Genomic DNA, 25,972 nt, shown 5'->3' with positions numbered 1-25,972 from the left:
CCCCCCCCCCCGGAACATGATATCGGGGGCTGGAAGAGCGTAGGCACGGCTGTAAGCAGGAGCTGAGAAAAAAAGCAGAAAAACCGGGGTGATTTTTGTGATACCGAGTCACAAAAATCCCTGACCCCAGCGCGTGAAGCCATCCAGGCTTCACGTGATGTGTCCAGGTTACCCCGATTTTTCTGTTTTTCTGCTTTTTTACTCTACTCCAGCTTACAGCCGTGCCTACGCTTTTTCAGCCCCCTATATCATGTTCCGTAGGGTGTCTTCCGTTATGGGCTTCTATAAAGCGTCCACCCTCCCAAAGCTTTTAAGGAACCCCACCTTATCGATGGCCTTCACTCCCATCCACCAATTTGCGCTGATTGCAAATTCTTTTGCGTATTTCTCCCCCAGATCAAACCAGCTCCATGTGATATCCCATACTCCGCCCGGATTACGCGTATCTATCAGATAATCCAGCTCTTTCTCTACGATTTCTTCGTTTCCTTTATACAATGGACTGTTTGGCGACTCGATAAATTCCGACGGCCTAGGTGTGTACATTGCCCACTTTTCCGGGTTCCGCTCAATTCTGCTATTAGAAGCCTCTCCCATTTTCTCCAGAAGCCTCCCGCATTCCAGATCCGGAAACAGGCCTTTCTGCAACACATCTATCAAAAGCACGCACATGCCGCCGGCCCCCATTTCTCCAAAATCTTCCGTGGATTCCGCTTTTTTAAGAAGCTGTTCTGTATACTTCAGCGCCTTATTATATACAGATGTCTCCGGTTCTGCGTAATGCAGAATGAAAGAGCAAAGGCCTGCAGTGATTCCCAGGCTCTGCAGTTTGTTTTCTTTTTCACTGAATGTCCACCATGGCGCATGAGGGTAATTGTCACTGGATGGGATTGAGAAAAACCATCCGTCTTCATCGCTGTAAACCCCGCTGTCCAGATAACGTAAGATTCCCTGAACCATAGGGTGATCCGTGCCTGCATGCTCCATTAACTCTATTTTTCTAAGCGTAATAGCTGCTGTCATTGTAGCGTAGGGAGAAGATTCCGGGTTCCAGCCGTCGGGTTCTACCGCGTTTCCAAATCCGCCGTCCTCATTCTGATAATATGACAGTTCCTCTGCAACCGCCTCCCGCGTCCCGTCTTCATGAAAATAATTCCACAGGGCCATCTCCAGTGGTCTTGCGTTTCTGTGAAACCATGTACGTATTTCCTGATAATCTTTTTGTTTGAGCGTCTTCATCATCCTATTCCTCCATCAGTCTTTTACAGAAATATTATCAGAATCAGGCCTGTCCGTATTGTAAAAAAACGACATGGTCATTGGTTTTTTATGGCAATTTTCTTAGCCCCCTCCGGGTTTGTACCGTGAAAACGCCTGAATTCCTTTAATAGATGCGCCTGGTCTGTGTACCCGTAACGGTATACTGCGTTCTGCGCGTTAAATGACTCCGACGTCACGATCTCCCGCCATACATTCTGGTAACGCACCAGGCTGGCAATCTTTTTCGGAGGCATGCCTATCTTCTGCAGAAACAGGCGCTCGATCTGTCTCTGGCTGACCGCACTGTACTCACAGATATCCCGGACAGCCACCGCGCCCGATGCAGACAATATTCGTTGTATCGAATTGAGCAGATCTGAATTTTCCTCTGCCTTTTCCAGCTTCTGCAGCAAAAATGCCTCCACATATGCTATCCGCTCTTCCACCTCCGTCAGATAAAAGAACGGGTCAAAGAGCCGGCCCCAGCCTTCTCCCAGAGCCTCCAGCTCCGTTGTCTGATTACACGCATCTTTCAGATTCATAGAAAAGAAAAAACTGGCGGCCCAAAAGTGAAAACGAATGGCAAAACTGCTGACTATGTCCGTATCTTCCCGTGACTGTGCCAGAAACGGCTTGTCCTGTATCCCGCACAAATAACCGGTAATCTTCTGGCTGGTATGGTTTACATTTACAATAATATCCATACAGGTATCCGGTATCACCAGCACCTCCCTGCTGCTTCCTTTATAATTGTGACAGCTATTCTGTCTGCCGTCTATAGGTATGTAATCCCCCTCCGTCCAGTAACATGCCACATAAGGTGACAGGGAAACGCATGGACTGTACTCTCTGTAAGTATCGTCCGCTAAAAAAGGACGGGCGGTCAGCGGACGGTATATATTGTGAAATGTCAGCATACATGATCTCCTCTCCATGTCTCGTTTTATAAGCTACTTAACTTTAACATACCCTAAAATGTTATACAAGCGGTCTCCTCCTGCTGATTCTCTTGTGACACAAGATATTGATACTATTCACGTCCTATGGACCGTGCATAGTATCAATATATTTGCATAACTTTAGACTTGCCGGCGAATGGGGGCGAGCATACCCTACCCCACTTTCATAAAAAGCAGCACCGATACATTTTTTATGAACTTTTCATAAAAAAATATTTCGGTGCCAAAGAATTTATGTTATACTAATACTTATAATGAGAGCAATTCTCGGTAACTGTACAATTTTTTCAGACACGTTCTAGAAAGGAGTCATGGTGAAAGTTTGAGTATTACAAAAAAATTAAATGAGAAATGGCGGGAGGCGGTAAGCGCTGTTCTGCCGATTATCGGTATCGTACTCTTTTTATGCTTTGGAGTAGCGCCGATTTCCCCAAGTATCTTACTTTGCTTTTTGATCGGAGCCGTACTGCTTTTGCTGGGCATGATGTTTTTTACGCTCGGTGCAGAGGTTGCAATGACACCGATGGGTGAACGGGTCGGCACCTGTCTGACCAAAAGTAAGAAGCTGTTGCTCGTAGTTGGAATTTCTTTTTTACTTGGGGCAATTATCACAATATCGGAGCCGGATCTGCAGGTTCTTGCACAACAGGTTCCATCCGTTCCAAATATGGTATTGATTTTATCTGTAGCGTGTGGTGTGGGTGTTTTTCTGGTCGTTTCATTTTTGCGTATGCTGTTTGGAATACCGCTGCCGCCTTTGCTTCTGATTTTCTATTTTATTATCTTTGTGCTGGCATTTTTCGTGCCTGAAGATTTTCTGGGTGTAGCCTTTGACTCCGGTGGCGTGACAACGGGTCCTATGACAGTTCCATTTATCATGGCTTTAGGTATTGGTATTTCCTCAATCCGAAGTGACCGGCATGCAGCGGATGACAGTTTCGGTCTTGTTGCGCTCTGCTCGATTGGCCCGATACTGGCGGTTATGATTCTGGGAATGATCTACAATCCGAAGGAAAGCGCATATGTACCGCCTGTCATTCCGGACATTGAAAATTCAACGGAGCTATGGCATCTGTTCGCTGTTGAGTTTCCTACTTATATGAAAGAAATTGCCCTTTCTCTGCTGCCTATTGTGCTGTTTTTCCTTGCTTTTCAGCTTTTAGTTTTAAAACTGTCAAAACGTACGCTTATGAAAATATTTATGGGTCTTATCTATACATATATCGGTCTGGTTCTGTTTTTGACCGGGGTTAATGTGGGATTTATGCCCGCCGGAAATTATCTGGGCCAGGTACTCGCGGGCCTGGAACATCACTGGACGCTGATTCCGATTGCAATGGTGATGGGATATTACATTGTAAAAGCCGAGCCTGCCGTATATGTGCTGAATAAGCAGGTAGAGGAAATTACAGACGGCGCTATTTCGGCAAAAGCTATGGGAATCGGACTCTCTGTGGGTGTGGCGATCTCACTTGGCATCGCAATGATCCGGGTGATGACAGGGATTTCTATTCTCTGGTTCTTAATCCCGGGTTATGCTCTTGCGCTGGGTATCTCGTTTTTTGTGCCCAAGATCTATACTGCCATCGCTTTTGACTCCGGCGGCGTGGCTTCCGGCCCCATGACGGCTGCCTTCCTGCTGCCGCTGGCACAGGGAGCATGCGTGACCCTGGGCGGAAATATCGTAACGGATGCATTTGGATTAGTAGCAATGGTTGCCATGACACCGCTCATTACGATTCAGGTCATGGGGCTTTATGCAAAACTTGTAAACAGCAGAAGCGGGCAGGATACCATACCTGCACAGCCGGCAAGTGATTTTGAGATGCTGGATGATGATGCAATTATAGACTTATAATTCAAATAAGAATCGAGGATTTTATGAGTGAATTAAATCTGATGGTTACGATCAGTGACCGGAACCAGATCCGAAGGTTTCTGGCATTTTATAAAGAATATAACGTTAATATCATATTGATCTCCATGGGACGGGGAACTGCTGAAGATGATGTGCTGCATTCCTTCGGCTTCGAGGCATCAGAAAAGGCCGTCCTTTTTGCCATGGTTACAACTAAAGAGTGGAAGACAATAAAGAGCGGCCTGGAAAAACAAGTTAAAATTGATATTCCGGGCACCGGGATCGTCTTTATCGTACCGGTAAGCAGCGTCGGCGGAAAAAAACAGCTGCAGTTTATAACCGAAGGACGTAATTTTGAGAAAGAGGAGGAAAGTACGTTGAAGGACACGAAACATGAGCTTCTCGTTGTGATAGCTAACCAGGGATATACAGAACTGATTATGGATGCCGCCAGAGGCGCAAAAGCGGGCGGAGGCACAGTCATTCATGCAAAAGGAACGGGGATGAAAAAATACGAGCATTTCCTGGGGGTTTCATTGGCTTCTGAAAAGGAAATGATCTTCATTGTGGCTAAAAGCGAAGACAAAAGCAGCATTATGAGGGCTGTCATGGATCAGGCCGGACTGGGAAGTAAGGCAAAAGCGATTGTGTTTTCCCTGCCTGTTACGGAAACTGCGGGGCTGCGGCTCATGGAGCAGGAGGATGATTAGCAGGGCATCCTCCTAATCAGGCTTCACCTTATATACCATGATATGCTCCCCATGCAGATCCCGTTTTCCGTTAAAAGAAAAGCCAAACTTTTCATACAGGTGGATCGCTGCCTCGTTCCCTTCAATCACACTCAGATAAATTTTCCTACAGCGGTAATTTTGGATCAGCAATTTAAGCAGTTCGGATAAAGCGGCGGTCCCGTACCCCTTCCCCTGATATTTTTTATCAATCAGCAGACGATCCATCCACAGTCTGCCAAAGGGAAGGTACTGCCATAGGAAGAATCCATACATGGCGAAGCCAACCATTGTATCACCGTCATAGATGCCTACCGGATGCCAGCGCTTACACCGGTCTGCCTCAGAGAGGCACTGCTCTACGGACTCGATAAAACCATGCTGGCTGCCGGCAATTTTTAATTTCAGGGCTGTTACTCTGTTCTCGTTCGTTATTGGTTCAAAATGAAGATTCATGATTGTACTCGCCTCTTAACTTTTTATTGACTGGTTCTCCCGTTTTACTGAATATACCAGGTGGGGCATATCTATTCCGTAATAATGTTTTGTAAACCCTCCGCAGACAGCCATACCATTTCGTATTGCCACATTCTGTGAAGGAATGTTGTTGTCTCGGATGATAGAATACACTTCCTCAATATGTAATTTCTCGAACGCATAATCCCTGCATGCAATGGCCGCCTCTGTGGCATATCCTTTATGCCAGTATGCCTTCTGGAAAAGGTAGCCTGCCTCCACGACTTCCCGGCCGCCTGCGTCCTGCATGGTCAGCCCACACTGGCCGATCATTTCTTCATTTTCTTTTAATATAACCGCCCAAAGGCCAAAGCCATATTTTTCATATCTCCGGATCTGCCGGTCCAGCCAATCCTGCACCTCTTCGTCTGAAAATGCATGTTCATATGCATACATGACCTCTGGGTCCTGCAGAATCCTGCAGAGTGCGTCGTAATCACCCTGATTCATTTTGCGTAAATATAATCGCTTTGTTTCCAATACCATGGTTATCTCACCTTCTTTTCACTTAATAATTCGATGTCATATAGTCAGGTGCTACCGAAAAGGCATCCAAATTGGATGCCCAGGCATTAAGTAAAACTCCAATATTACTATAACAGTTCAGACAGGCCCGAACTGTTACATATTACCGAACACTTATTTCCTATTCCAAACGGGGTGTTCTTGCACGCTTAAAGCGGGCACTGATAGCGCGGCTGTCCCATGCTCTTTTTCCCATATTCGATTGCCTCCACCGGGCAGCCGCAGATACAGGCCATACAGTGTGTACAGCGCTTTCCCCAGACCGGACGGTGATCCACGAGCTTTATATTATTGAGCGGACAGGCTTTCTCGCACTTTCCACATCCGATACAAGTATCCTTAGCATAAAACTTATCTGCATGAACATATAGAGGATAATAAAGGTCATTGACAATACTGCTCTTGATTTTATCTCTCGTCGTAATCTTCATTTCAGGAAGATTCTTTCCATCACGAATATACTCTGCCGCCTTCTGAATCTCCGGCAGGGCCTTTTTCACAATCATTTTCGCTTCCATTTCCTCCGGTGCCGGATACATGGCAATATAGTTCTCAGGCATTACAATCTCTGCACACCCCATATATATGAAATTCTTTTGCTCACAAAGCCTCTTCAGATACTTCTCTGCATTCCCGACTCCGCCGCCGCAGGTCATAACAAAATATACCTCGTGCGGTCCCTTAAATCTGGCCCGTTGAATCCATGCCTCCACCAGTCTCGGTATCCGCCAACCATAGGTTGGTAAGACAAAAACAAGTCTTTCTTCTTGTTTTACTTGAGCCCCTTCTTTCTCCTTAATCTTGTCATTCAAAAACACGGCCGGTTCTCCCAGAACCTCCGCTATTCGTTTTGCTGCATATTCGCTGTTTCCCGTACCGGAAAAATAAAAAATCATAGACGCTCCTCCTGCACTGATGTGATTTTTTCTTTTCTATCATAACCACTCTGCGTACATTATATCATGACCGCAAGCGGTCATGATGCCTCCGGCGGATGCGCAGCAGCTTTCTGCGGTTCCGCAGAAACTGCCTGATGCGCAATGATATAATGGTACGCTCTGCGTACATTATATCATAAATCTATCATTCATGATCACCATTTTCTTTCGGTTCAGAGGTTCTGTACCACTTCCCAGGCCTCCGTATCAAATTCCCTGTCTTTGTAATAAAACTTTTTATCTTCCTCCGTAATCATCCGGATCACCTTGCAGGGATTTCCCCCTGCTACTACCCAGTCAGGGATGTTCTTTGTCACCACACTCCCCGCACCGATGACCGTATTGCTTCCGATATGTACCCCAGGAAGAATCACTGTATTTCCGCCGATCCACACATTATCACCTAGGGTGACCTCTATGCCATATTCATACTTCGAGTTTCTCGATACCGGATGCACCGGATGGCCGGCCGTATAGATGGCGACATTCGGGGCCAGCTGGCAATTGTCACCGATTGTTACTTTCGCCACGTCTATAATCGTACAGTTATAATTTGCAAAGAAGTTCTTTCCTGCCTCAATGTTAAAACCATAATCACAATAAAACGGAGGATTAATAAAAGCATCTTCCGATTTACCCAGCATTTCTTTTATGATCTTTTTTATCTCCTCATAGTCGGAGCGGTCCACAGAGTTCAGCTTCTGCATCAGCCTTCTGCATCTCTTCTGTTCCTCCATTACGGCATCATCCGAAATATATGCCATTCCCAGATCCCTTCGTTTTCTGTTATCCATATTCATTCCCTCCTGATCTTTATCTCTGATTCTTATTGTTTCTTCCATTTTTGATGATTGTTTATATTGTATCAGTTGTCAGATTTTTCATCCATCCATATTTTTTATAATGCCGGTATACTGCGGGAAGCTTCACGAATTCGTCCAGGTTCAGCAGGAAATAAACTGCAGGAACCGGAATCTTCCATACAAATGCCGCCAGTATCCCAATGGGTACAATAATCACCCACATTGTTACCAGATCGCAGAAAAGGCCAAACCTGGTGTCGCCCCCGGCGCAAAAGATTCCGGCAATTGTGGTAGAATTCAAGGACTTTCCTATCATGTAATAGGCACATATGAGCAGCATGATTTTCAGGTATTCCTGTGCCTGGCCACTGAGGCCGGCTGCGAAACGGATGACCAGCGGACTGCATGCAAGAATCAGGATCCCTGACGCCGCCCCCGCGGCAAGCGACAGCCTGCAAAGCCTGCCGCCATATTCCTTTGCCAGTTTCAGTTCTCCTCTTCCGAGTTCATTTCCAATCAGAATTCCACTGCCGGTTCCAATTCCAAGACACATACATGCGATAATATTTTTCACAATATTGGCAATGGAATTGGCCGCAACTGCATCGCTTCCCAGGCGCCCCATAATCACGGAAAACATGGCAAATCCACAGCCCCATACCAGTTCATTTGCCAGTACGGGTACAGTATAGCGATAAAAATCTTTTTTCAGCCTTCTCTGATCCATCGCCATATATTTCCATCGGATGCGCACCGCATCTTTCTTTCTGTTTTCGAGAAGTACCAGCAGCAATTCCACGGCCCTTGAAATCGTTGTTGCAAGGGCAGCCCCTGCGATTCCCATATTGGGAAAGCCTAAAAGTCCAAATATCAAAGCTGCATTTAATATGATATTCAGGACAACGGAGATGGAGCCGTATGCTGTACTTTTCATCGTCCTGCCGCTGTTCTTCATCATACACAGATAGATCTGGGAAACACTTGTAAACAGATAGGATGGACTAACAATTTTAAGATACGGAATTCCCAACAGGATCAGCTCTCCATTATTTGTAAAAATGCGCATCAGCGCTCCGGGAATCAATGCCGCGCCTAGAAAGAACATGCCTGAGACCACACCAGACAAGCGCAGGACAACCGCCAGAATCTTTTCCATTGATTCCGTATCGCCTTTTCCCCAGTACTGTGCCGCCAGGACAGTAGTCCCAATAGCCAGTGCCGCATAAAACAAGTTCAGTACAAATTGCACCTGGGCTGCCAGGGATACAGCCGCCAGGGCGCTCTGATTTAAAAAACCCAGCATTAGGGCGTCTGACGCGCTGACCAGGGCTGCCATCAGATTCTGCATGGTAATTGGTAAAACAAGGACAAACAGTTTTCTATAAAATTCATTCTTTTTTATTTTCATTGCCTCCCCCCCCCACAAATTCAGCGTATTGTCAAGTTGATCGTTATTTAGGTCAGTTTAACAGTAAGTTAATTATTATTTGATGTACTAGTATGATATGATAAGGTAACAGTCCTGGTCTGCCTGAACTGTTACATGATAAGAATAGATTCCTCGGGTTTTTCTTGTGATATATTATAATAATATTATTGAAACCCGCTTAATTCTATCAATATCTTCTTTAATTTTTATAATAATCGTATTTGTGAGGTGTTTTATGGCTAAAGTCACTCTGGATCTTATGCATGATGCTTCTGAAATTGTCCATTATGATACGGCAGGTATCCCTTTATATATCAGAACCGGCAGTCTGGATCATTATCCGGATAAGCGCGCCCTCTGCCACTGGCATGAGGATATCGAATTTATCCGGATCCTGAAAGGCAGGATGAATTACAGCATCAATGGGAAAAAAATATTATTGAATGAAAATGACTGCCTCATGGTGAATGCAAAACAGATGCACTATGGGTATTCTCAGAACCAGCAGAATTGTATATTTATATGTATTCTGATTCACCCGGGTCTGCTTACGGCAAACCAACTGCTGAAACAGAAATACTTTGCGCCCATATTAGATAATTCCTGCCTGGAGTATCTCCACTTCCGTCCGCAGGATGCACTTCATCATGAAATGATGGCGTTCCTTGACCAGACCATGCGGCGGAAGGAACAGGCTGCCCCTGGATATGAACTGGAAGTGGCCGGCTCTATGCTGCTCATGTGGAGCCGTCTTCTCAGTCTCCCGCAGATGGCCTCCCAAGCACCGGAGGCGCGTCCCGACTCCGATCTTACAATTCAAAAAGACATGGTATCGTTCATTTATCAGAATTACGCTGAAAAGTTAACACTAGACGACATAGCCGCCGCGGGGAACGTCAGCCGCAGCAAATGCTGTATCATCTTTAAACTTTATCTGCAGCAGTCCCCTATAGATTTCTTAAATCATTACCGGCTCGAGGTCAGCTGCAGCCTGCTGAAAACCACCGCACTCAGGATCACACAGGTCGCAACAGCATGTGGATTCAATCACCACAGCTATTACTCGAAAATTTTTATGCAAAACTATGGGTGCACGCCAAATGACTTCAGAAAGCGTCACCGGGCAGAATAAGCCCGGGCCTTTTTGCATAGCGTGCTATGTGTTTATTCTTCTCTTCACCACTCTATTGTATTGAAGCCGATCTCCATATCCAGAATTTTAAAGTAATGGGCTTGCCTCTCCGATGCCGAATACCCCGAGACGATGAAGGGCTCTTGTACATGCGATATATAAGAGGTTTTTATCTTCTTTGCTGCTGTAGTTTTCCAGGTTGGCATCGCATATAAGAACCGCATCAAACTCCAGCCCTTTTGACATATAGACAGGCATGACAAATCCTCCCACAAGCTTCGGCATGCTCCCCTCCTGTATCAGCTGAATCTCCATCCTGTCCCTCAGGCTTTCAAACAAGTCACGGGCATTTTTCTCACTCTTGCAGAGCAGCCCAATGGACCGGTATCCGTTCTCAAGGCAGAAATCGACCTCATCGGCAATCATAGCGTCCAGCTCCCTCTGACTGCCGGCCATATGAATCTCCGGCTCATCCCCTTTACGGTTAAAGCTTTTAATTTCTGGCCTGTGTTCAATAAATTTCAGGCTGTAGTTCAATATCTCATTCGTGCATCGGAAACTCTTATCCATGGTTATCAGAGAGGATCTTCTCATATTCAGGATATTCCTTATCTGTTCATATAGAGACAGGTTCTCCTGTTTTTCCAGCGTCTGGTTAATATCTCCCAGAATTGTGAATTTGGAGTTAGAAAACAACAGGTGAAAGATCTCATATTGAAGAGGATAATAGTCCTGTGCTTCATCTATTACCACTTGTTTGATGTCCTGATACCTGATCCTGCCGCCCTCTGCTCCCCCTGCTGCAGAATATGCGTTCTGGGGGTCTCTCTGCGAATACCTGCCTGCTCCGTTCATTTTCAGATGTAAATATGCCAGGGCAATGGCATCATCGTAATATAAATAACCGGTATCCAAATTTTCCTGTGTATAATCCAGTATCTCGTCCAGGCTGCTGCAGGCCAGTGAATCTCCCGACAGACTGCGGAAGTATGCTTTATCGCAGAACAGTTTCTGGTAGAGGCTGAAAAGATCAGGCTCCGTAAATTTTTGAATCTCCTGCTTGATCATTATCTTTTCCGCTTTCCGGATTCTTCCCTTATTTGAATCACGGATTAAGTCCAGAATAATACCTTCGAGCTGCTTAAGCTTAATTCCCAGGGGAGTTTCTTCTCTGCCCAGTACTTTATTGCGCAAAGCCTCTTTTCTCACAATACACTTATCCTCATAGTACACATCTTCAAACTCAATCCACTTATGTGGCAGATCTTTGATAAACTGGTTTAAAATATCCAGGAATTGAAGAGAAGTTTTAAACTCAATGCTGCTTTTTATTATCTTATGGTATTCCCTGCTTGTAATCAGATTCTCCAGAAATTTATTCTTGGACTGGATGCGTTTTGTCTTCAGGACGGAGGCAAGGATATCTTCGAATACGATGGAGACAACATTACTTTCCCCCAGCTCCGGCAGTACCTCTGAGATGTAGTGTTCAAACAGGGAATTGGGCGAGATAATCAAGATATTATTTGCCGCCAGCCTTCCCGAAAGGCCCTGATACATCAGATATGCGGCCCGGTGCAGCGCAATCGAAGTTTTTCCGCTTCCCGCAACACCCTGCACCATCATCAAATCATTTTCCATATCCCGGATAACCAGATCCTGCTCCCGCTGTATTGTCTCAACAATTGCTTTCATCTTGGTGGAAGTGTTTCTGGACAGCAGCTGCCGCAGAAATTCATCGACGATCTGTACATCCGCATCAAAAAAATATTCCAGCTTCCCGTCACGAATCTCATACTGCCGCTTCAGGTTTACCTCGCCTGCAATCCGGCCAGCAGGCGCATCATAAAAAACCTTACCGGTCAGGAAGCGGTAGAAAACACTGGCAATGGGTGATCTCCAGTCATAAATATACATTTCATGCGATGTTTCTTCCTTTAGAGAAGCGCGTCCTATATAGATTTTCTCGAAATCGTCTTCCCCCTCGAATTTAAAATCAATCCGGGCAAAATAAGGTGACTTTATGATCTTCTCCAGCAAAGATATTTTATGTTCCATTTCCTCATAGGCCACAATCTTATCCGTCACAAAATTCATATCCTGACTTAGTTCGGCAAGCGCCTCAAAACCATCCGAGGACCAGAGGTCCGGTATCGAGTGAGACGTGTTATCACGCATTTCCTTCTTGGCTTTTATAATATCCGATTTGTTTTCCTCATTGCGCTTACGGGCACGTTCCAGCTGTTTCAGTGCCAGCGCCTTTGTATCCTCGAATCTATGATTCTCAAATTCCAGTTCAGACTGTTTGTATTCCATTCAAATATCACCTTTCATATAAAATCAGCAGGGAAACTCTTACCCTGCTGGATTCCTGCGAACTATGCCATTGGGGTAAGTTTACCACAAATCACCTTATAAAAATAGGGGGAAAATTGAGAATGAGGGGATTTAAGAATTGGCTAAAGGGGGACGCCTGTCTGAGATGGGGAGCGGGGGCATGTTTGGCTTTTGGCTGAAGATGTGTTTACATTCTGTGATAAAAATGGGGGGAATTTTGCATTTTTTATTTCGGCACCGAAATATATTGACACATGGATATGTGTGTGCTATCATAATATTACGGTACCGGAATAAATATTGTAAGGAGATGTTTCGTTATGGAAAAAACGATTGATGAGTTGTTGTTTGAGAAGTTGACGCTGTTTTTTAGGAATATGCGGCCGGACGGGCCGGGCGGGCATCGGGGACATGATGGCAGAGGGCCGGGATTCGGCGGGCCTGGTTTTCATGGGGAGCATTTCAGGCATCCGGGACCTCCTGAGCCTCCTCATTCTGAGATGAGGGGGTTGGGACGTGGGCCTTTGCATGAGGGGCCCCCGGATCGAAAGGGGCCCCTTGGCAGGGAACGTGTTTTAAGGATTATTCTGGAACATGAGGATGGCATACGGCAGAAGCAGATTGCAAAAGAGCTGGGAATTAATCCTTCTTCTATGTCTGAATTGATTTATAAGCTGGAATCAGATGGATATCTGGAGAGACGGGTGGATGAGAGTGATAAGAGGGCCACGCTTATTTTTCTGACGGAAAAGGGAAAAGCCAGGGCTTTTGAGGTTCAGGATGAACAGGCTGAGCAGATGCAGTTTCTGTTTCATAATTTGAGTGAGGACGAAAAGATGTCTTTGCTTGCTCTTCTGGAAAAGCTTACGGCGCCTGCAGAAGATTGAAAACTCAAGGGCATCCCGTAACTCACGCTCTGATGAGCCGGTCTGCAGTAAAACTGCAGGAGGAGGGATGCTCTGTTTCGCATGAAAAAGCCGCCCAACTGGTAATTTGCTGTATGGGCGGTTTTTTCATGGTTGTGTTAACAAACCTATTTTCTACAGCCTCTATTCCCATTTGAAGAATTTTAATGAGATTCCGATGCAGACGGCAGCGATAAGTATCATTACGATTACCGAAAGGAGGACTGTTTCGCTTTTAATACCTAGAGATGCCGCTTTGAGCAGTTTGATCCCCTGAGTCATGGGTAAAAGATCGGCTGCTTTCTGCAGTGCCGGAGGCATGACCTCGTAGGGAAGCGTTGCCCCTGAAAATATTAACATTGGAAAATAGAGTATGCTTGCAATGACTCCGGCCATTTTTGTATTGGGTGCTATGCCTCCTACCATCATGCCTATGCTGAAGATAGAAATTATGACTAAAATATATCCGCCCAGAAAGCCGGAAATTGAGCCACGGAACTGATATCCAAAGAAACATTTAGCTGCAAGGAACAACAGCAAAAGGGAAAGCACTGCGTATATTGTATAGATGGCTACCTGTACCAGCAGGATCAGCGCGGGGCTGATGGGCGTTACTTTGTAACGCTTTAGGATATGCGAGCGTGTGAAGAAAAGTCTGTAAATGCTGATCTTCTATGATAACAGGTGGGCTGAAAGTTCTTAGTTGGGCTTTCAGCCCTTGGTTTATATATAACAGCACATGCTGTTGCATGTCAAGAGCAGGCGGAAAAATCCGCCTGTAGCAGATTGCTTAAAAGGACTTATTCTGGTAGCCGCCCCTCATACATGATGCTTAGCTCTCCATAGACCTGACCCCAGTTTCTGATAGGCATTGACCATTTCTTTGTAGCTTCAAATGTAGACAGGTACAACGCTTTCAAAAGAGCTGTATCGCTTGGAAATACACTTCTCTGACGGTTTAGCTTGCGGTAGGTGGCATTCAAGCTCTCAATGGCGTTGGTCGTGTAAATGACCTTTCTGACCACTGCTGAAAACTTGAAAATCGGGGAAAGGGCATCCCAGTTCTGCTTCCAGCTTCTCATGGAATTGGGATATTTTTCGCTCCATTTTTCAGTGACACGTTCCAGGGCTTCTAGCGCTTTCTCCTCCGTTGCTGCATGATAGATGGTCTTAAGATCTGCACAAAATGGCTTTCTGTCTTTGTCTGACACATATTTCATTGTATTACGAACCTGGTGCACGATACAGCGCTGATATTCCGTCTTTGGATATGCAGCTGCGATTGCTTCTTTGATACCGGTCAGCCCGTCAGCACAGATAATCAAAATGTCTTTTACTCCCCGGTTTTTCAGGCCATTCAAAACAGACAGCCAGTATTTGGAACTTTCATTTTCACCAACCTCTATGGTCAGGACTTCTTTCCGTCCATCCTGATTAATCCCGAGAATCACATAAGCCGCAAGTTTGCGGATGACACCATTATCACGGACGGAGTAGTGGATGGCATCAATGTAGAGCACCGGATATACCTCTGAAAGAGGACGGTTCTGCCAGTCCTCAATCTGAGGCATGATCTTATCGGTAACATCGGAGATAAAGCCTTCTGAAGCCTTAAAGCCGTAAATATCCTCCAGTGTATCAGAAATCTGCCGTGTGGTCATGCCTTTGGCATACATAGAGATGATCTTTTGGTCAATATCAGAGATATCCTTCTGCCGTTTTTTGACTACCTGTGGTTCGAAAGTGGACTTCCGATCCTGAGGAATCTGGAGATCCATGCTGCCATAGCTGCTGTTAATACGCTTGGATTTGTAGCCATTGCGGTAATCGTCATTGTCAGAACGTTCTGACTTTCCATAGCCCAGGTGTTCATCCATCTCTGTTTCCATCATTTCTTTGATGGTACCGCCAAGCAGATCCTTCAGGGCATCCTGAATGTCTTCTGCTGACTGGATATCGTATTCCTGCAGAAGCTGATGAATAATGTTTCGCTTTCCATCTGTCATTTGTACTTTGTGTACCGGTTTCTTTTCTCTCGCCATAATAAAAGGCCTCCTATGATTTTTTATTTTATCATAGAAGACCACATAAATCCTTATTTACAGAAACTTTTTCACATGCTCTTGCAAACCCGAAAAAACACTTAGAACCAATGAGCAAAGTAAATACATAAATTCCAAATTACGTTCTATTGATACTTTTATGGAATTCAACTATTAAAGAATAATGTAGCTGCCCCAATAATTATTAAATTGTTGGGATAGTCACATTATTAAATCCAATAATAATATTTTAAGGCTTCTTCTATAGCCTTAACTTTTTCTTCCGGGCACCCCGGATATTCCCTCTTCGGCACATCCACCTTATTCGGCGATTCATGCATAGGCAATCCATGTTTTCTCTTCACTTCCGCAATATACTTCGTATGCAAATTCAGGCCATACTTTTCCTTCACATACTCCTTAATCTTCTGATACGTGGCTTTCTCCGTCACATCTTCCTTGTCCACGGTCATTTCAATGTCGATTCTCTCTATATCCTTTTTACGGGTTAAGAGCGCAACCGTCTCGATGGTTCTACACTATGGAAATATGTCCACATAATCTAAATAACCGATATGATTAATGAAATTCCATTTATTAGTGCTTCATTTTCTAATATATTCTGCATATACTCCATATTATCTGCCTCTATATTTCATCCAATAATTTATCAAAGTCACTCTTGTATCTTTTGTCTTGTATTGCCCGGTACTTCTCAAATTCACTTTCTGCAAAAGCCTTTGCAATTTCTGCTTTTACTCTGCCTTGCCCATGTAAAATCGTTTCTTCGTTCAACTCCAGAAATACATCCAGCTTCTTTGCCCAATCTTCCATTGTCATCGGGATTCTCTTTCTTGCCTGCCGTTCCGCATAATCTAAATACATAGAAACAAACTGATTTAAGTCTTTCATTTCCAACATAGACAGACAGTTCTTTGCTACGCTTACATCCGTTTTTACAATTTTCCCATCAGGTGCATTTCTCCATGAAATCAATCCCATATGCTCTTTTTTATGGTCAGCTCTCTCCAAAATAACTTCTGCCGCTGTATGCCCATGAATCGCAAAATGAAGTTTATTCTGCACTGTCGCAAAAAAGTCTTTCGTTGTTTTTGCATCTTTAGAATAATCTACGGCCGTTGAATAAATATCCGTTATCTTTTGATAAAATTTACGCTCACTGGCTCTAATCTCTCTTATTTCATCCAGTAAATGCTCGAAATACTCTTCATCGAAGATTTGTCCATTTTCCAGGCGTTTCTTATCTAACACATATCCTTGTATTGTATATGTTTTTAACACCTTTGTAGCCCACTGACGAAATTGCGTTGCTCGTAAAGAGTTAACACGATATCCGACAGAAATAATCGCATCCAAATTATAAAACTTCGTATTATAATTTTTCCCGTCAGAACCAGTATGTCGGAATTTCCGACATACTGAATCTTCCACTAATTCTCCTTCTTCAAAAATATGTTTCAAATGCTCTGTTATTGTGGTTCTTCCCTTATCAAAAAGTTGTGAAAGTCCTTCTTGTGTCAGCCATACAGAATCATCTTGTATCCGCACGTCTATTCCATCTTCAGAATTTTGTTTTGTAAAAACAAGAAAGTCCACCGTACTATTACGAATTTGAATTTTTTCTCCATTTTCGTTCATACTTCTGTCCTCCTTATTTAATTAGTCCAAAATACTTTAATGCTTCTTCTATTGCCTTAACTTTCTCTTCTGGACACCCCGGATATTCCCTTTTCGGCACATCCACCTTATTCGGTGCTTCATGCATAGGCAATCCATGTTTTCTCTTCACTTCCGCAATATACTTCGTATGCACATTCAGCCCGTACTTTTCCCTCACATACTCCTTAATCTTCTGATACGTGGCTTTCTCCGTCACATCTTCCTTGTCCACGGTCATTTCAATGTCGATTCTCTCAACATCCTTTTTACGGGCCAAGAGCGCAACCGTCTCCACATGAGTACCAAATCAAAACATATCCCCACAAAATCACGGAAATATGGGCAATATTTGTTCAGTACTAATACTACTCATACATCCTTTTTCCCACAAAAAATAAGTGCCATCAATTTTGCACCACCTTGATGCAAAATTTATTCTTTTTACAGATCACCAAAGTTTTCTTCCCCTGTCGTACTAGATTCCAACGCTTGATATTCCTGATTTAATTCTCGCAGTAATTCTTCCTCACTTGGTAAATATAATTTATATTTTGAAGCAAAAATCTGTGTTTCATTTTCAGGCAACGTATACTTAACTACAGACTCACTTTTAGCTGCACACAAGACAATACCAATCGGCGGATTGTCTCCTTCATTCATAAGTTCTCGTTCATAATAGTGAACATACATCTGCATCTGCCCTAAGTCCTGATGCGTTAAGTCTCCAACTTTTAAGTCTATCAAAACAAAGCATTTTAAGATGTAATTATAAAATACCAAGTCAATTCTAAAATGGCGTCCATCAAATGTTATTCTTTTCTGTCTTGCGACAAATGAAAATCCTCGTCCCAATTCTAAAAGGAACTTTTGCAAATGTGTTATCAACGCCTGCTCTAAATCACTTTCATAAAAATCATCATTAGGTGTCAATCCAAGAAATTCCAACACATACGGGTCACGGATAACATCTTCTGGTTTCTTCGTTGGCTCTAATGTCTGTATTTCCTTTGTAACTTTCTCTTTATTTTTACTGGATAATAATCTTTCATAAAAAAAGGAATTTATCTGACGCTCAAGTTGCCTGGTACTCCATTGGGATTTTACAGCTTCCTGCATATAAAATTCTCGTGCATTTTCATTCTCTACTCGCATCAGGAGCCGATAATGTGTCCAGCTCAATTCGCTACGCAGTGCGTAGCCATTTGGAAATGTCAAATAAAACTGTCGCATATTTTTCAAATTGGCAACTGTAAACCCTTTGCCAAAATCCTGTGTCATTTGTCTTGATAATTCTTTTAATAAACCTGTCCCATACTCTGCCTTTTCATTACCACCCTGTTCTTCAATGATTGATTTTCCTATATTCCAATAGGCTTCAACCATTGCAAAATTGGCTGTTTGATAAACTTTATTCCTGGCTGTAATTAAAATATTCCTAATCTCATCATAAAAAATTTGCTTCATACAAAATTACCCTCCAATTCTTTTATTCGGGACTCACCAAATTTTTAATTCTTTTTCCAGTTTTTAGTGAAGAGTAATTTATCCTTTGAAAGTTCCAATACTTTATATTCATTTACAATAGCTTCCGCTTTTTCGTCATAAGAATTCAATTTATCAATAGCAACGAATATTTGCTTGTCGCTTTTACTATATATTAATATAATATTTTCCATTGCAGCATTTTCAATATTTTTTAATAATGGCAAATCGTGGGCTATAGCTGGCAAATGAGTTAATTCCAGTAATGAGAGGTCAAATGATATTAAATTAGCAAAAGCTGTACCGGTTCCCGTATCTCCCGCAGTATTAAACGAATATTTACTTCCGTGAATATTCAATGTCGGTGCTCGCCTTCCATCAACATATATTTCTTTATTTAGTTCGTACATTTTGACATTTATTTCATTACATATTTCATCTAATGCCTTTTCTTTTAATTCACTTAAATCATCTTTAGCCTGTGATATAGTCTCATCTAATTGTTTCTTCTTGGTATAGTATCCATTTTCATCATTAAGTTGTTTTATTTGTGCAACTAAATCGACCACTTCATCTACAGCTAATTTAGGTGCATCTTTTATGGACAACTTCTCTTCAATTTCCTTATCTATTTTTATTATCTGATTATTAATTTCCTCGATTTTAGTTTTTAATTCCTTCTCTACTACTACAAGCTCACCCTTTAAAATTTTATTTATATTTTTATGGAAATCATCCACCTTATTAACCTGTTCTACATTAAAATCCGGAAAATAATATACAAATTGTTCTAACTCAGCACCAATTTTCACAGATTTATTTTTTATATTATTTTGTGTTCTTAACAACCTGCTTTGATATGAATTTAATTTAATACTAAGTTGACTTTTCTCCCGCTTTAGTTTTAATATTTCTTGTGAAATCATTGATTCTAAATCAAGAGATGTTGTTACGATTTCCTTTTTTATTTTTTCTAATCGAGCGCTTAATTCTTCAATCTTCTTTTCGTTTCTATTAAATAAACTTTTTGTGTTGACATTCGGTAAAAAATTCTTTTTTGCCGCATCTACCAATGTGGTTTTGTCACTTTTTAATTTTACTATTTGCTCCTCATATGCTTTTAATGATTTATATTTATCAAACAATTTTAAAAGAGCTAATATAGATTTAGGTGCAGTTTCTTTTTCAAAATATTGAATAGGTTTTCTTTCATTCAAGTTTTCCTTCCCATAAATTCTGAAATATCTGCCAATAATATTTCTAAATGTTAATGATTCTAATTGACAATCATACTTTTCTTGCAACCATGCAGTAAATTCTTCCGTTGTTACACTCTGTAAAATTTCAAATTTCTCATTACAAATAGATACAAATTTGTATTCATTTGTACTTCTAATAAAATAATAATCCTTATTATCAAAATTAAAAATAAATCTGAAATCATGATGCCCCAAATTATCTACTACATCATGATTTTTACTAATATAATCATCGCCTCCAAAAACAAAGTCAATAATCATAAGCATCGTTGATTTTCCTATCGAATTAGATGCAATATCATCTCCGACAATAGTATTTAATCCCTCATGAAATACAATTTCTTTCTGCAAAAATATATTACAACTAATTTTTTTTAACATACTGTATCACCCGCAGTTCCTCATTATATTTTATTTTTCCAAGAACATATAGAACGTCCAAAGCCAACATATATTCATTCAAATCTTCAAAATGAGTTTCCACTTGTTCGTATAACTCAATTACTGAAAAATCTGAATCACTAATCTTTTCTAAAATATAAACTGTTTTTGCCAGTATACAATCTTGAAAACTTATTAGCTTATTCGGCAATATCATGAAAACACCTCGCAATCTTGTATAAAATATGCAATCACAATTTCACAAGCTCTTCTTGAATATGAACCTGTCTTTTCATTAAGCCAATTTACTAAAGAGGCATATACAAACTCCTGGTTAGGATTAATTTGCATAGTCTTGCAATAAAATCCCTTTATCTGAGCTGCTAGGGTATCAAATTTGTATGGTGTTACTTTGTCCATTTCAATAAATATCTTATGAATATAGTCAAAATAATCTACCACATCATTTTTAATGGTACGTTTTATTGCAAAAGGTAATGTAGCGTTAGCCTTCTGCTCTATCTTCAAAGATTCATAATTTATCCGCACCAAATCTTCCTCTAAAGATTCATCATTTAAATTTTTTAATATTTCCTTTATTTCTTCCTCTATGTTAAAAAGTGCATATGTATTTTTTAACTGTGCATCTTGCAACAATTTCTTTTTAAGTCTTACCCAAGAGCGATATTCCTCTATAGTTCGTGGCGTATCAAATTTTTTATGACATATTCTACAAACCGCTATGACATTATCCAAACTATTAACATCTTTACTCAAACGTTCCTCGTCTTTTAATAATTCGATTTCCTCTGGACGAGGATTCGCAGGATATATATGTGCCACTTCAAATATTTTAATAATTTGCCCATTCTTGGTATTAGTTAAAGATCTTCCACAAATTGGACATCGTCCATCAACCTCATTAAATAATACCATTTTTTCATTATCACTAAAAATTCTTCGATTATCTCCCATGCTTACCACCTACATTATAAAATCGTAACTTTATTTCATCTTACCATATAGAATGGTAAATGTCGCTCTTTAATCTAAAACTCAATAGTAATTAATTACATATCCTAAAATATTTTAATGCATCCTTTATCGCTTCCACTTTCTCCGCTGTCGGATGTTTTCTCGGATTTTTCAATTCCTCTACCGCATTAGGAGCATCATACATCGGCAATCCCAAATCTCTCTTAACCTCTGCGATATATGCGGTATGTACTTTGAAGCCATATTTCGCTTCTATGTACTCCTTTATCATTTTATAGGTAACTCGCTCTTTCGGCTTGTAGGCTTCTGCTCTTTCAGAGATTGCCTTTAACGGAACTTTGCCCTCACCCTCGCCAAACTCGACTTTAACGTTGATATGACTATCTGGCTTTTTGTGGGAAAGCAGTACAACAGTCTCCACATGTATTTCTTTCACCCGTAAAGACTGAATCACATCTTCTTCAATCGGGAATGAATACACAATACTCTTCACTGCATGACCCTGTTCCTTCTGCTCTTCTGGAAGATACAACTTGATTTCCTTTATCATGCATTTAATCAATTCCCGTTTCTCCCTGTCATCCATTTTATCATAGATTTCATCAAAGGACAGCAGAATCTTATAAATCATCTCCACATTCAAAGACTCCTGCCCTGCTATAACAATCCTTCTTCTGCACCCTTCTATCCTATCTTCTGTTTCATAAATCTGATTGTATATCTTATCCAGCCTGCGGTTGAACTCATTCCGCTTTCTTTCCGCATACTTATCGTCTGGCAGATTATCTATGTCCTGTTCCAGATTCATCCTGCTTCTAGCCAGCCTCTTCAACTCCTTCTCATAGTTCTTTATCTCTTCCTGTATCTTCGTCACATCTACAGCAACGCCTATTTTCGCCTTAATGTCACAGGCAAATTTAGGATTCCGCAGAAGTTTCTTCGTATATTCCAGCACTTCCCGTTCCAGCCTTTCCGCTGATATTCCATTTCTCCGGCACTGTTTTGTTCCTAAAGCCCGTTTATAATGACTGCATACATAAGTGAATGTTTCCCGGAACGTACCGTCTTTATTAGTCCACTGGTTACAGTCCACGTTCATTGCAGAACCGCATTGCGGACAGCGTGCAATCCCGGACAACAAATGCGCTCTGCTCTGGCTGATATTATGGTTTCCCCATGATTTTTCTTTCATCACTTTCCGAATTTCCTGTACTTTCTGAAAATCCTCTTCTGACACTAACGCTTCGTGGCTTTTCTTCTCACTCATTACAAATTCTTCCTGTTTTACAAGACGCTGTTCGTTGTTTGAACCTTGTACCTTCTCCGTCCTTCTCCTGCCCCATGCGATCCTGCTAGTATACAGTGGGTTATCCAGAATCCGCTTTATTTGGTCTGCTTTCCAGTCATTGAATTTAGGGTTGACCGCATTAGGGGCCGGTTCCCTTGTATAACCATTCTGATTCAGAAACCGGGCTATTGTAGAATATCCCATCCCTTTATTCAAAAACAGGTCGAAAATCATCTTCACAACCTCTTCTTCTCCTTCCTCTGACACTAACTTTCCCTCTTTCAAATCATAGCCATAAGGCGCAAATCCTCCATTCCATCCCCCGGATTTTGCCTTTTCTTCTCTTCCTAACAGACTTTGTGCTATGATGTTTTCCCGCCCCAGTTCTGCTACTGCCCCAAGTATGTTTATCATCATCTTTCCCATTGAAGTAGAAGATTCCAGCCCATCATCAACGCACATCAGATGTACGCCATACTGCATAATAAACTCAAGCGAATTCAAAACGTCCCTTGCATTCCTTCCAAACCTTGATAGTTTGTACACAAGTACATAATCTGTCTGCAAAGTCCCCCGTTTAATCTCATCAAGCATTGTCTGAAATGCTGTCCTTCCCTCTATGCTCTTTCCGCTTTTTCCCTCTTCCACATAAACTGCCAGCACTTTCATTCCCTGCCGCTCTGCACATTCGGTCAGATACCGTTTCTGTCCATCAAGACTATATCCTTTCACCTGTCGTTCACTGCTTACCAGGATATAGATAACACATGTCTTTCATGTTCTTGTCTGATACAATTTCCTGTACTCTTTCCATCTTTGAAAAACGGTCAGCCCTTATTGAGAACTGACCGTCATAACCGCTATTTCTTATCGCACTTCTCTTCTGCCACATATTTTGTTACAATATTAGACAGCACATTGATAAACCTCTGATAACTCTGCTGTTGTTCCATATCGGCTTCATTCCCTGCCGGTATATTTATTTCCACACCGTCTTCGGTGGTGTATGTCTTATATTTTCTGTGAGTCTCTGGTTTCAAGAAACGCCCCCTTTCTTCATATCGTCCTGTATATATGGTATAAATCTTCTCTATTAATCCTGCTTAAATGCCCTATCATCTTATTTCCAACTGCCGGGCTGTATTTTATATGTCTCAGCATATCCTCTATCCGTTCCAGACCACCTAATGCTTCGTGTTCTTCCAGAAAACAGAATCCCTTTACCGCAGACAATACGCCGCCTTCTTTTATCCACCTCTGGGTTTCCAGAAGGGTACTCCGGGGAGTTTCCGTATGTAATTGTAAAGGTTCGACTGCCCCCAGAAAACGATTCCAAAACTGGCACGTTTTCCAGTGGCTTCTGTTACTCTGTTTCTTGTCTGGTACAATGAATCTTAAATTTCCTGCCAAGAGGTCAAATGCCAGTTTTCCCAAATTCAAAGGATTATCTTTAAAAAGCATAGCAAAGGTATGCGCCTTATCTTCACGCAACTGTATCTCCGTCCGTTTCCAGCTCCCGATCTCTTCATATGGCTTCTTATACTTCAAGCAACAGTTATCGGTTTGTAGAGAGCAGTTATACGGAGAAGGATACCGCTAAAACAGTGTATATCGGGGCTGGGAAATCCAATCTGTCCTATCGCTTTTATGACAAGGATAAGGAAGTCAGCCAATAAACTCTTCCCTTTCACATTTCCGCTTTATCTGCTCTGGTGTAAAAAATGGCGTTTCGTTCCTGTCATCTATTGCTATATCCAGCCTTGTAAACCGAAATTTACTGCCATATAACCTTTCGCAATGCCGGAATAAATCCCCAAAGGAATAACCGTGCATATCTAATATACGGAAAATTTCGTCCCATCCCATACCGCTTAATACAAGATAACATCCTGTCCCATCTGGATTATCTTCTGTCTGTTTGGAATCCCCGAACACTTTAATGCTTCCTGCCTGATGTAAGCTCTGATATGACTTGTGTTTGACCTTTGCCGGATACTTCGTAAAAATATCTATCGGGAGTTCCAGCACCCTCCGAATGACCTCTTCTGTCCTGGCAGAATCAAATACAATGCTGATGTAATCAATCTTGATACTCACATTGTCACGTTTTGCGATTGCCTATCCTCTCCTTTCCGGTGTGCTGGTTAGTACACCTTTCAAACATCTGCAGACGTTGATTTCTGGCTGTTTTTGAATTATCAATCCTGTATATGCAGGGCGATGTTAGTAAACGTCAATCCATCCGCCCCAACCTAAACTAACGCCGCTTTTCAGCGGCGTGGTATCCGGCATTTTTCCGGCAGATTGGTTGACCACGGCATCAAAGATGCCAATGCGTTTTTGTCTATAGTTCCATCCTTGTCTGCAAGTTTTGGCAATTCTGTAAGCAGATAGCAAAAATAATTGTAAGTACTCAGATTATTCAGTTTGGCAGTTTCCGAAATGCTGTATATCACAGCACTGGCTTCTGCTCCTTTCATAGAGTCAATTATTACCCAGTTCTTTTTGCCAATGCAGAATGTACGAATTGATCTCTCAGAAGCCGAGTTATCTATCGGGACTTCTCCATCTCTCAGAAATACCTTTAGCTGCTTTTCCTGATTGATGCTGTATTTTAAACCTTTAGCGGTTTCGCCTTTTGGCAGTTGTTCATGGAGCACTTTTTTTACCCACACAAAATACTCCTCAACAAGCGGTTTTACATTTTTTTCTCGCTCCTTGAGCCGTTCTTCTGCTGTAAGCGTCTTTAAAGATTCATCCAGTTTATAGATGGAAGATATCCTTATTAGTGCTTGGTATGCAACCGATTTTTTGGCTGTTTCCCGGTCATCCATTGCCTTTACCGCATTCATAAACGATCTGCGGCAGTGTGCCCAGCAATTCGCGTTGGTCACCCCCTCCAGATTCTTTTCAATCAGATGATACTGGCTTAGACCATCCGTTACAAGGACTCCCTTAAAGTCTTTGTAGTATTGCTCCGGATGATCATGATGCCGGGTCTTCTGGTATTCATACAGGACAATGGGCTTGTCTTTGTAGTATTCGCCAGACCGGTGAACCCACATATAACTCTGTGCTCCTGCAGAACGTCCATCATTGATCACTTCAACCGGTGTTTCGTCACATTGGGTGACATGATATTTAAATAGTTCTTCCTTCATATAGTCATAAACTGGCTGAAAGTATCTCTGCGCACACAGGATGGTCCAGTTAGCCATATTTTGTCTGCTGATATGGACACCACCTCGCTGGAACTCCTGCTCGATTCGGTACAGCGGAATAGAATTCACATACTTCCCATTGATGATGGCAGCTTCCAATGAAGGAGTTACAATGCTGTTCCTAAGAAGATCTTTTGGACGATCACCCCGGACGAATATAATGGTCTCATAAATTAAGACACTTTTTCGGACAGATTTTAATGAATCTGATATACTAAAATCAGTATGAAAGA

The 25,972-nt window shown here is 42.0% G+C and carries 26 protein-coding genes and 1 pseudogene; 5 read left to right on the top strand and 22 right to left on the bottom strand.

Annotated features, from left to right (window positions below; genetic code table 11):
* Positions 1-282 precede the first annotated feature (282 nt).
* Together GKG43_RS18100 and GKG43_RS18095 are read right to left on the bottom strand one after the other, a co-directional pair.
* Positions 283-1,242, bottom strand: a complete 960-nt coding sequence (locus tag GKG43_RS18100) for a hypothetical protein (protein WP_240285661.1) — start codon at positions 1,240-1,242, stop codon at positions 283-285.
* Between the two features lie 74 nt (positions 1,243-1,316).
* Positions 1,317-2,177, bottom strand: a complete 861-nt coding sequence (locus tag GKG43_RS18095) for a helix-turn-helix domain-containing protein (RefSeq protein WP_025655479.1) — start codon at positions 2,175-2,177, stop codon at positions 1,317-1,319.
* A gap of 364 nt (positions 2,178-2,541) precedes the next feature.
* Here GKG43_RS18095 and GKG43_RS18090 point away from each other — a divergent pair, with 364 nt between their 5' ends.
* Positions 2,542-4,077 (top strand): DUF1538 domain-containing protein, encoded by a 1,536-nt coding sequence (locus GKG43_RS18090; RefSeq protein WP_025655478.1) that lies wholly within the window; start codon positions 2,542-2,544, stop codon positions 4,075-4,077.
* A gap of 23 nt (positions 4,078-4,100) precedes the next feature.
* The gene (locus tag GKG43_RS18085) at positions 4,101-4,787 is read left to right on the top strand and encodes a P-II family nitrogen regulator (RefSeq protein WP_025655477.1); all 687 of its coding nucleotides are present in this window, start codon (positions 4,101-4,103) and stop codon (positions 4,785-4,787) included.
* A 12-nt stretch (positions 4,788-4,799) separates the two neighbouring features.
* Here GKG43_RS18085 and GKG43_RS18080 read toward each other — a convergent pair whose 3' ends face one another.
* From GKG43_RS18080 to GKG43_RS18060, 5 genes are all read right to left on the bottom strand, one after another.
* Positions 4,800-5,261 carry a GNAT family N-acetyltransferase gene (locus GKG43_RS18080; RefSeq protein WP_025655476.1) on the bottom strand — a complete coding sequence of 154 codons (462 nt, stop codon included), beginning with the start codon at positions 5,259-5,261 and terminating at the stop codon, positions 4,800-4,802.
* A gap of 15 nt (positions 5,262-5,276) precedes the next feature.
* The gene (locus GKG43_RS18075; RefSeq protein ID WP_025655475.1) at positions 5,277-5,807 is read right to left on the bottom strand and encodes a GNAT family N-acetyltransferase; all 531 of its coding nucleotides are present in this window, start codon (positions 5,805-5,807) and stop codon (positions 5,277-5,279) included.
* 188 nt (positions 5,808-5,995) lie between these two features.
* Complete coding sequence (locus GKG43_RS18070; protein ID WP_025655474.1) at positions 5,996-6,742, bottom strand: EFR1 family ferrodoxin; 747 nt, start codon at positions 6,740-6,742, stop codon at positions 5,996-5,998.
* 215 nt (positions 6,743-6,957) lie between these two features.
* Positions 6,958-7,578, bottom strand: coding sequence for a sugar O-acetyltransferase (locus GKG43_RS18065; RefSeq protein ID WP_044926654.1), 621 nt, complete (start codon positions 7,576-7,578; stop codon positions 6,958-6,960).
* Between the two features lie 61 nt (positions 7,579-7,639).
* Positions 7,640-8,995 (bottom strand): MATE family efflux transporter, encoded by a 1,356-nt coding sequence (locus GKG43_RS18060; RefSeq protein WP_025655473.1) that lies wholly within the window; start codon positions 8,993-8,995, stop codon positions 7,640-7,642.
* A gap of 256 nt (positions 8,996-9,251) precedes the next feature.
* On the opposite strand from GKG43_RS18060, the gene GKG43_RS18055 reads away from it, so the two are divergent.
* A complete protein-coding gene (locus tag GKG43_RS18055; RefSeq protein WP_025655472.1) occupies positions 9,252-10,148 on the top strand; it encodes an AraC family transcriptional regulator in 897 nt (298 codons plus the stop codon).
* An 87-nt stretch (positions 10,149-10,235) separates the two neighbouring features.
* Here the strand turns inward: GKG43_RS18055 and GKG43_RS18050 are convergent, their stop codons facing one another.
* On the bottom strand, positions 10,236-12,464 hold the full coding sequence (locus GKG43_RS18050) for a UvrD-helicase domain-containing protein (protein WP_025655471.1): 2,229 nt from the start codon (positions 12,462-12,464) through the stop codon (positions 10,236-10,238).
* A gap of 341 nt (positions 12,465-12,805) precedes the next feature.
* Between GKG43_RS18050 and GKG43_RS18045 the strand changes: the two genes are divergently transcribed.
* Positions 12,806-13,372 (top strand): MarR family transcriptional regulator, encoded by a 567-nt coding sequence (locus tag GKG43_RS18045; protein ID WP_025655470.1) that lies wholly within the window; start codon positions 12,806-12,808, stop codon positions 13,370-13,372.
* A 162-nt stretch (positions 13,373-13,534) separates the two neighbouring features.
* Here the strand turns inward: GKG43_RS18045 and GKG43_RS18040 are convergent, their stop codons facing one another.
* The 12 genes from GKG43_RS18040 to GKG43_RS17985 all read right to left on the bottom strand — a co-directional run bounded on the left by GKG43_RS18040 (position 13,535) and on the right by GKG43_RS17985 (position 24,009).
* Complete coding sequence (locus GKG43_RS18040) at positions 13,535-14,059, bottom strand: ABC transporter permease (RefSeq protein ID WP_276519070.1); 525 nt, start codon at positions 14,057-14,059, stop codon at positions 13,535-13,537.
* A 131-nt stretch (positions 14,060-14,190) separates the two neighbouring features.
* Complete coding sequence (locus GKG43_RS18035; RefSeq protein ID WP_117441395.1) at positions 14,191-15,432, bottom strand: IS256 family transposase; 1,242 nt, start codon at positions 15,430-15,432, stop codon at positions 14,191-14,193.
* Between the two features lie 230 nt (positions 15,433-15,662).
* Complete coding sequence (locus tag GKG43_RS18030; protein WP_044926634.1) at positions 15,663-15,905, bottom strand: hypothetical protein; 243 nt, start codon at positions 15,903-15,905, stop codon at positions 15,663-15,665.
* A gap of 175 nt (positions 15,906-16,080) precedes the next feature.
* Positions 16,081-17,091 carry a virulence RhuM family protein gene (locus GKG43_RS18025; RefSeq protein WP_117440714.1) on the bottom strand — a complete coding sequence of 337 codons (1,011 nt, stop codon included), beginning with the start codon at positions 17,089-17,091 and terminating at the stop codon, positions 16,081-16,083.
* 13 nt (positions 17,092-17,104) lie between these two features.
* A complete protein-coding gene (locus GKG43_RS18020) occupies positions 17,105-17,389 on the bottom strand; it encodes a hypothetical protein (RefSeq protein ID WP_240285660.1) in 285 nt (94 codons plus the stop codon).
* Positions 17,390-17,553: 164 nt separating this feature from the next.
* On the bottom strand, positions 17,554-18,576 hold the full coding sequence (locus GKG43_RS18015; RefSeq protein ID WP_025655420.1) for a PDDEXK nuclease domain-containing protein: 1,023 nt from the start codon (positions 18,574-18,576) through the stop codon (positions 17,554-17,556).
* A gap of 44 nt (positions 18,577-18,620) precedes the next feature.
* Complete coding sequence (locus tag GKG43_RS18010) at positions 18,621-20,234, bottom strand: DUF2326 domain-containing protein (RefSeq protein ID WP_025655419.1); 1,614 nt, start codon at positions 20,232-20,234, stop codon at positions 18,621-18,623.
* Positions 20,218-20,451 (bottom strand): ABC-three component system middle component 7, encoded by a 234-nt coding sequence (locus tag GKG43_RS23750; RefSeq protein WP_025655418.1) that lies wholly within the window; start codon positions 20,449-20,451, stop codon positions 20,218-20,220. The genes GKG43_RS18010 and GKG43_RS23750 overlap by 17 nt, the downstream gene beginning before the upstream one ends.
* On the bottom strand, positions 20,448-21,209 hold the full coding sequence (locus GKG43_RS18000) for an ABC-three component system protein (RefSeq protein ID WP_025655417.1): 762 nt from the start codon (positions 21,207-21,209) through the stop codon (positions 20,448-20,450). Before GKG43_RS18000 ends, GKG43_RS23750 begins: the two co-directional genes overlap by 4 nt.
* Positions 21,210-21,300: 91 nt before the next feature.
* Positions 21,301-23,271, bottom strand: a complete 1,971-nt coding sequence (locus tag GKG43_RS17995) for a recombinase family protein (protein WP_154253367.1) — start codon at positions 23,269-23,271, stop codon at positions 21,301-21,303.
* A gap of 107 nt (positions 23,272-23,378) precedes the next feature.
* Positions 23,379-23,558 (bottom strand): hypothetical protein, encoded by a 180-nt coding sequence (locus GKG43_RS17990; RefSeq protein ID WP_025655415.1) that lies wholly within the window; start codon positions 23,556-23,558, stop codon positions 23,379-23,381.
* Between the two features lie 16 nt (positions 23,559-23,574).
* Entirely contained in the window at positions 23,575-24,009 is a 435-nt protein-coding gene (locus GKG43_RS17985) for a replication initiation factor domain-containing protein (protein ID WP_240285659.1), read from the bottom strand.
* Positions 24,010-24,062: 53 nt separating this feature from the next.
* Here GKG43_RS17985 and GKG43_RS17980 point away from each other — a divergent pair.
* Positions 24,063-24,185 (top strand): annotated as a pseudogene (locus GKG43_RS17980) (replication initiation factor domain-containing protein); the annotation flags it as partial.
* Here GKG43_RS17980 and GKG43_RS17975 read toward each other — a convergent pair.
* Together GKG43_RS17975 and GKG43_RS17970 are read right to left on the bottom strand one after the other, a co-directional pair.
* On the bottom strand, positions 24,184-24,615 hold the full coding sequence (locus GKG43_RS17975) for a hypothetical protein (RefSeq protein WP_117440716.1): 432 nt from the start codon (positions 24,613-24,615) through the stop codon (positions 24,184-24,186). The pseudogene GKG43_RS17980 and the gene GKG43_RS17975 overlap by 2 nt on opposite strands.
* Positions 24,616-24,788: 173 nt before the next feature.
* The coding region (locus tag GKG43_RS17970) for an IS66 family transposase (protein WP_243125880.1) at positions 24,789-25,972 on the bottom strand (1,184 nt) is incomplete at its 5' end.

Source organism: Eubacterium sp. BIOML-A2, assembly GCF_009680135.1.
Lineage (GTDB): Bacteria > Bacillota > Clostridia > Lachnospirales > Lachnospiraceae > Faecalicatena > Faecalicatena contortus_B.
This window is presented reverse-complemented; position numbering and strand designations above follow the sequence as displayed.

Excerpts from the sequence above, each read along its gene's own strand:
- GKG43_RS18065 (WP_044926654.1), bottom strand. The coding sequence starts at position 7,578 with ATGGATAACAGAAAACGAAGGGATCTGGGAATGGCATATATTTCGGAT.
- GKG43_RS23750 (WP_025655418.1), bottom strand. The coding sequence starts at position 20,451 with ATGATATTGCCGAATAAGCTAATAAGTTTTCAAGATTGTATACTGGCA.
- GKG43_RS18055 (WP_025655472.1), top strand. The coding sequence starts at position 9,252 with ATGGCTAAAGTCACTCTGGATCTTATGCATGATGCTTCTGAAATTGTC.
- GKG43_RS18080 (WP_025655476.1), bottom strand. The coding sequence starts at position 5,261 with ATGAATCTTCATTTTGAACCAATAACGAACGAGAACAGAGTAACAGCC.
- GKG43_RS18050 (WP_025655471.1), bottom strand. The coding sequence starts at position 12,464 with ATGGAATACAAACAGTCTGAACTGGAATTTGAGAATCATAGATTCGAG.
- GKG43_RS18085 (WP_025655477.1), top strand. The coding sequence starts at position 4,101 with ATGAGTGAATTAAATCTGATGGTTACGATCAGTGACCGGAACCAGATC.
- GKG43_RS18060 (WP_025655473.1), bottom strand. The coding sequence starts at position 8,995 with ATGAAAATAAAAAAGAATGAATTTTATAGAAAACTGTTTGTCCTTGTT.
- GKG43_RS18095 (WP_025655479.1), bottom strand. The coding sequence starts at position 2,177 with ATGCTGACATTTCACAATATATACCGTCCGCTGACCGCCCGTCCTTTT.
- GKG43_RS18015 (WP_025655420.1), bottom strand. The coding sequence starts at position 18,576 with ATGAAGCAAATTTTTTATGATGAGATTAGGAATATTTTAATTACAGCC.
- GKG43_RS18010 (WP_025655419.1), bottom strand. The coding sequence starts at position 20,234 with ATGTTAAAAAAAATTAGTTGTAATATATTTTTGCAGAAAGAAATTGTA.
- GKG43_RS18025 (WP_117440714.1), bottom strand. The coding sequence starts at position 17,091 with ATGAACGAAAATGGAGAAAAAATTCAAATTCGTAATAGTACGGTGGAC.
- GKG43_RS18075 (WP_025655475.1), bottom strand. The coding sequence starts at position 5,807 with ATGGTATTGGAAACAAAGCGATTATATTTACGCAAAATGAATCAGGGT.
- GKG43_RS18035 (WP_117441395.1), bottom strand. The coding sequence starts at position 15,432 with ATGGCGAGAGAAAAGAAACCGGTACACAAAGTACAAATGACAGATGGA.
- GKG43_RS18000 (WP_025655417.1), bottom strand. The coding sequence starts at position 21,209 with ATGGGAGATAATCGAAGAATTTTTAGTGATAATGAAAAAATGGTATTA.
- GKG43_RS18030 (WP_044926634.1), bottom strand. The coding sequence starts at position 15,905 with ATGACCGTGGACAAGGAAGATGTGACGGAGAAAGCCACGTATCAGAAG.
- GKG43_RS18100 (WP_240285661.1), bottom strand. The coding sequence starts at position 1,242 with ATGATGAAGACGCTCAAACAAAAAGATTATCAGGAAATACGTACATGG.
- GKG43_RS18070 (WP_025655474.1), bottom strand. The coding sequence starts at position 6,742 with ATGATTTTTTATTTTTCCGGTACGGGAAACAGCGAATATGCAGCAAAA.
- GKG43_RS18045 (WP_025655470.1), top strand. The coding sequence starts at position 12,806 with ATGGAAAAAACGATTGATGAGTTGTTGTTTGAGAAGTTGACGCTGTTT.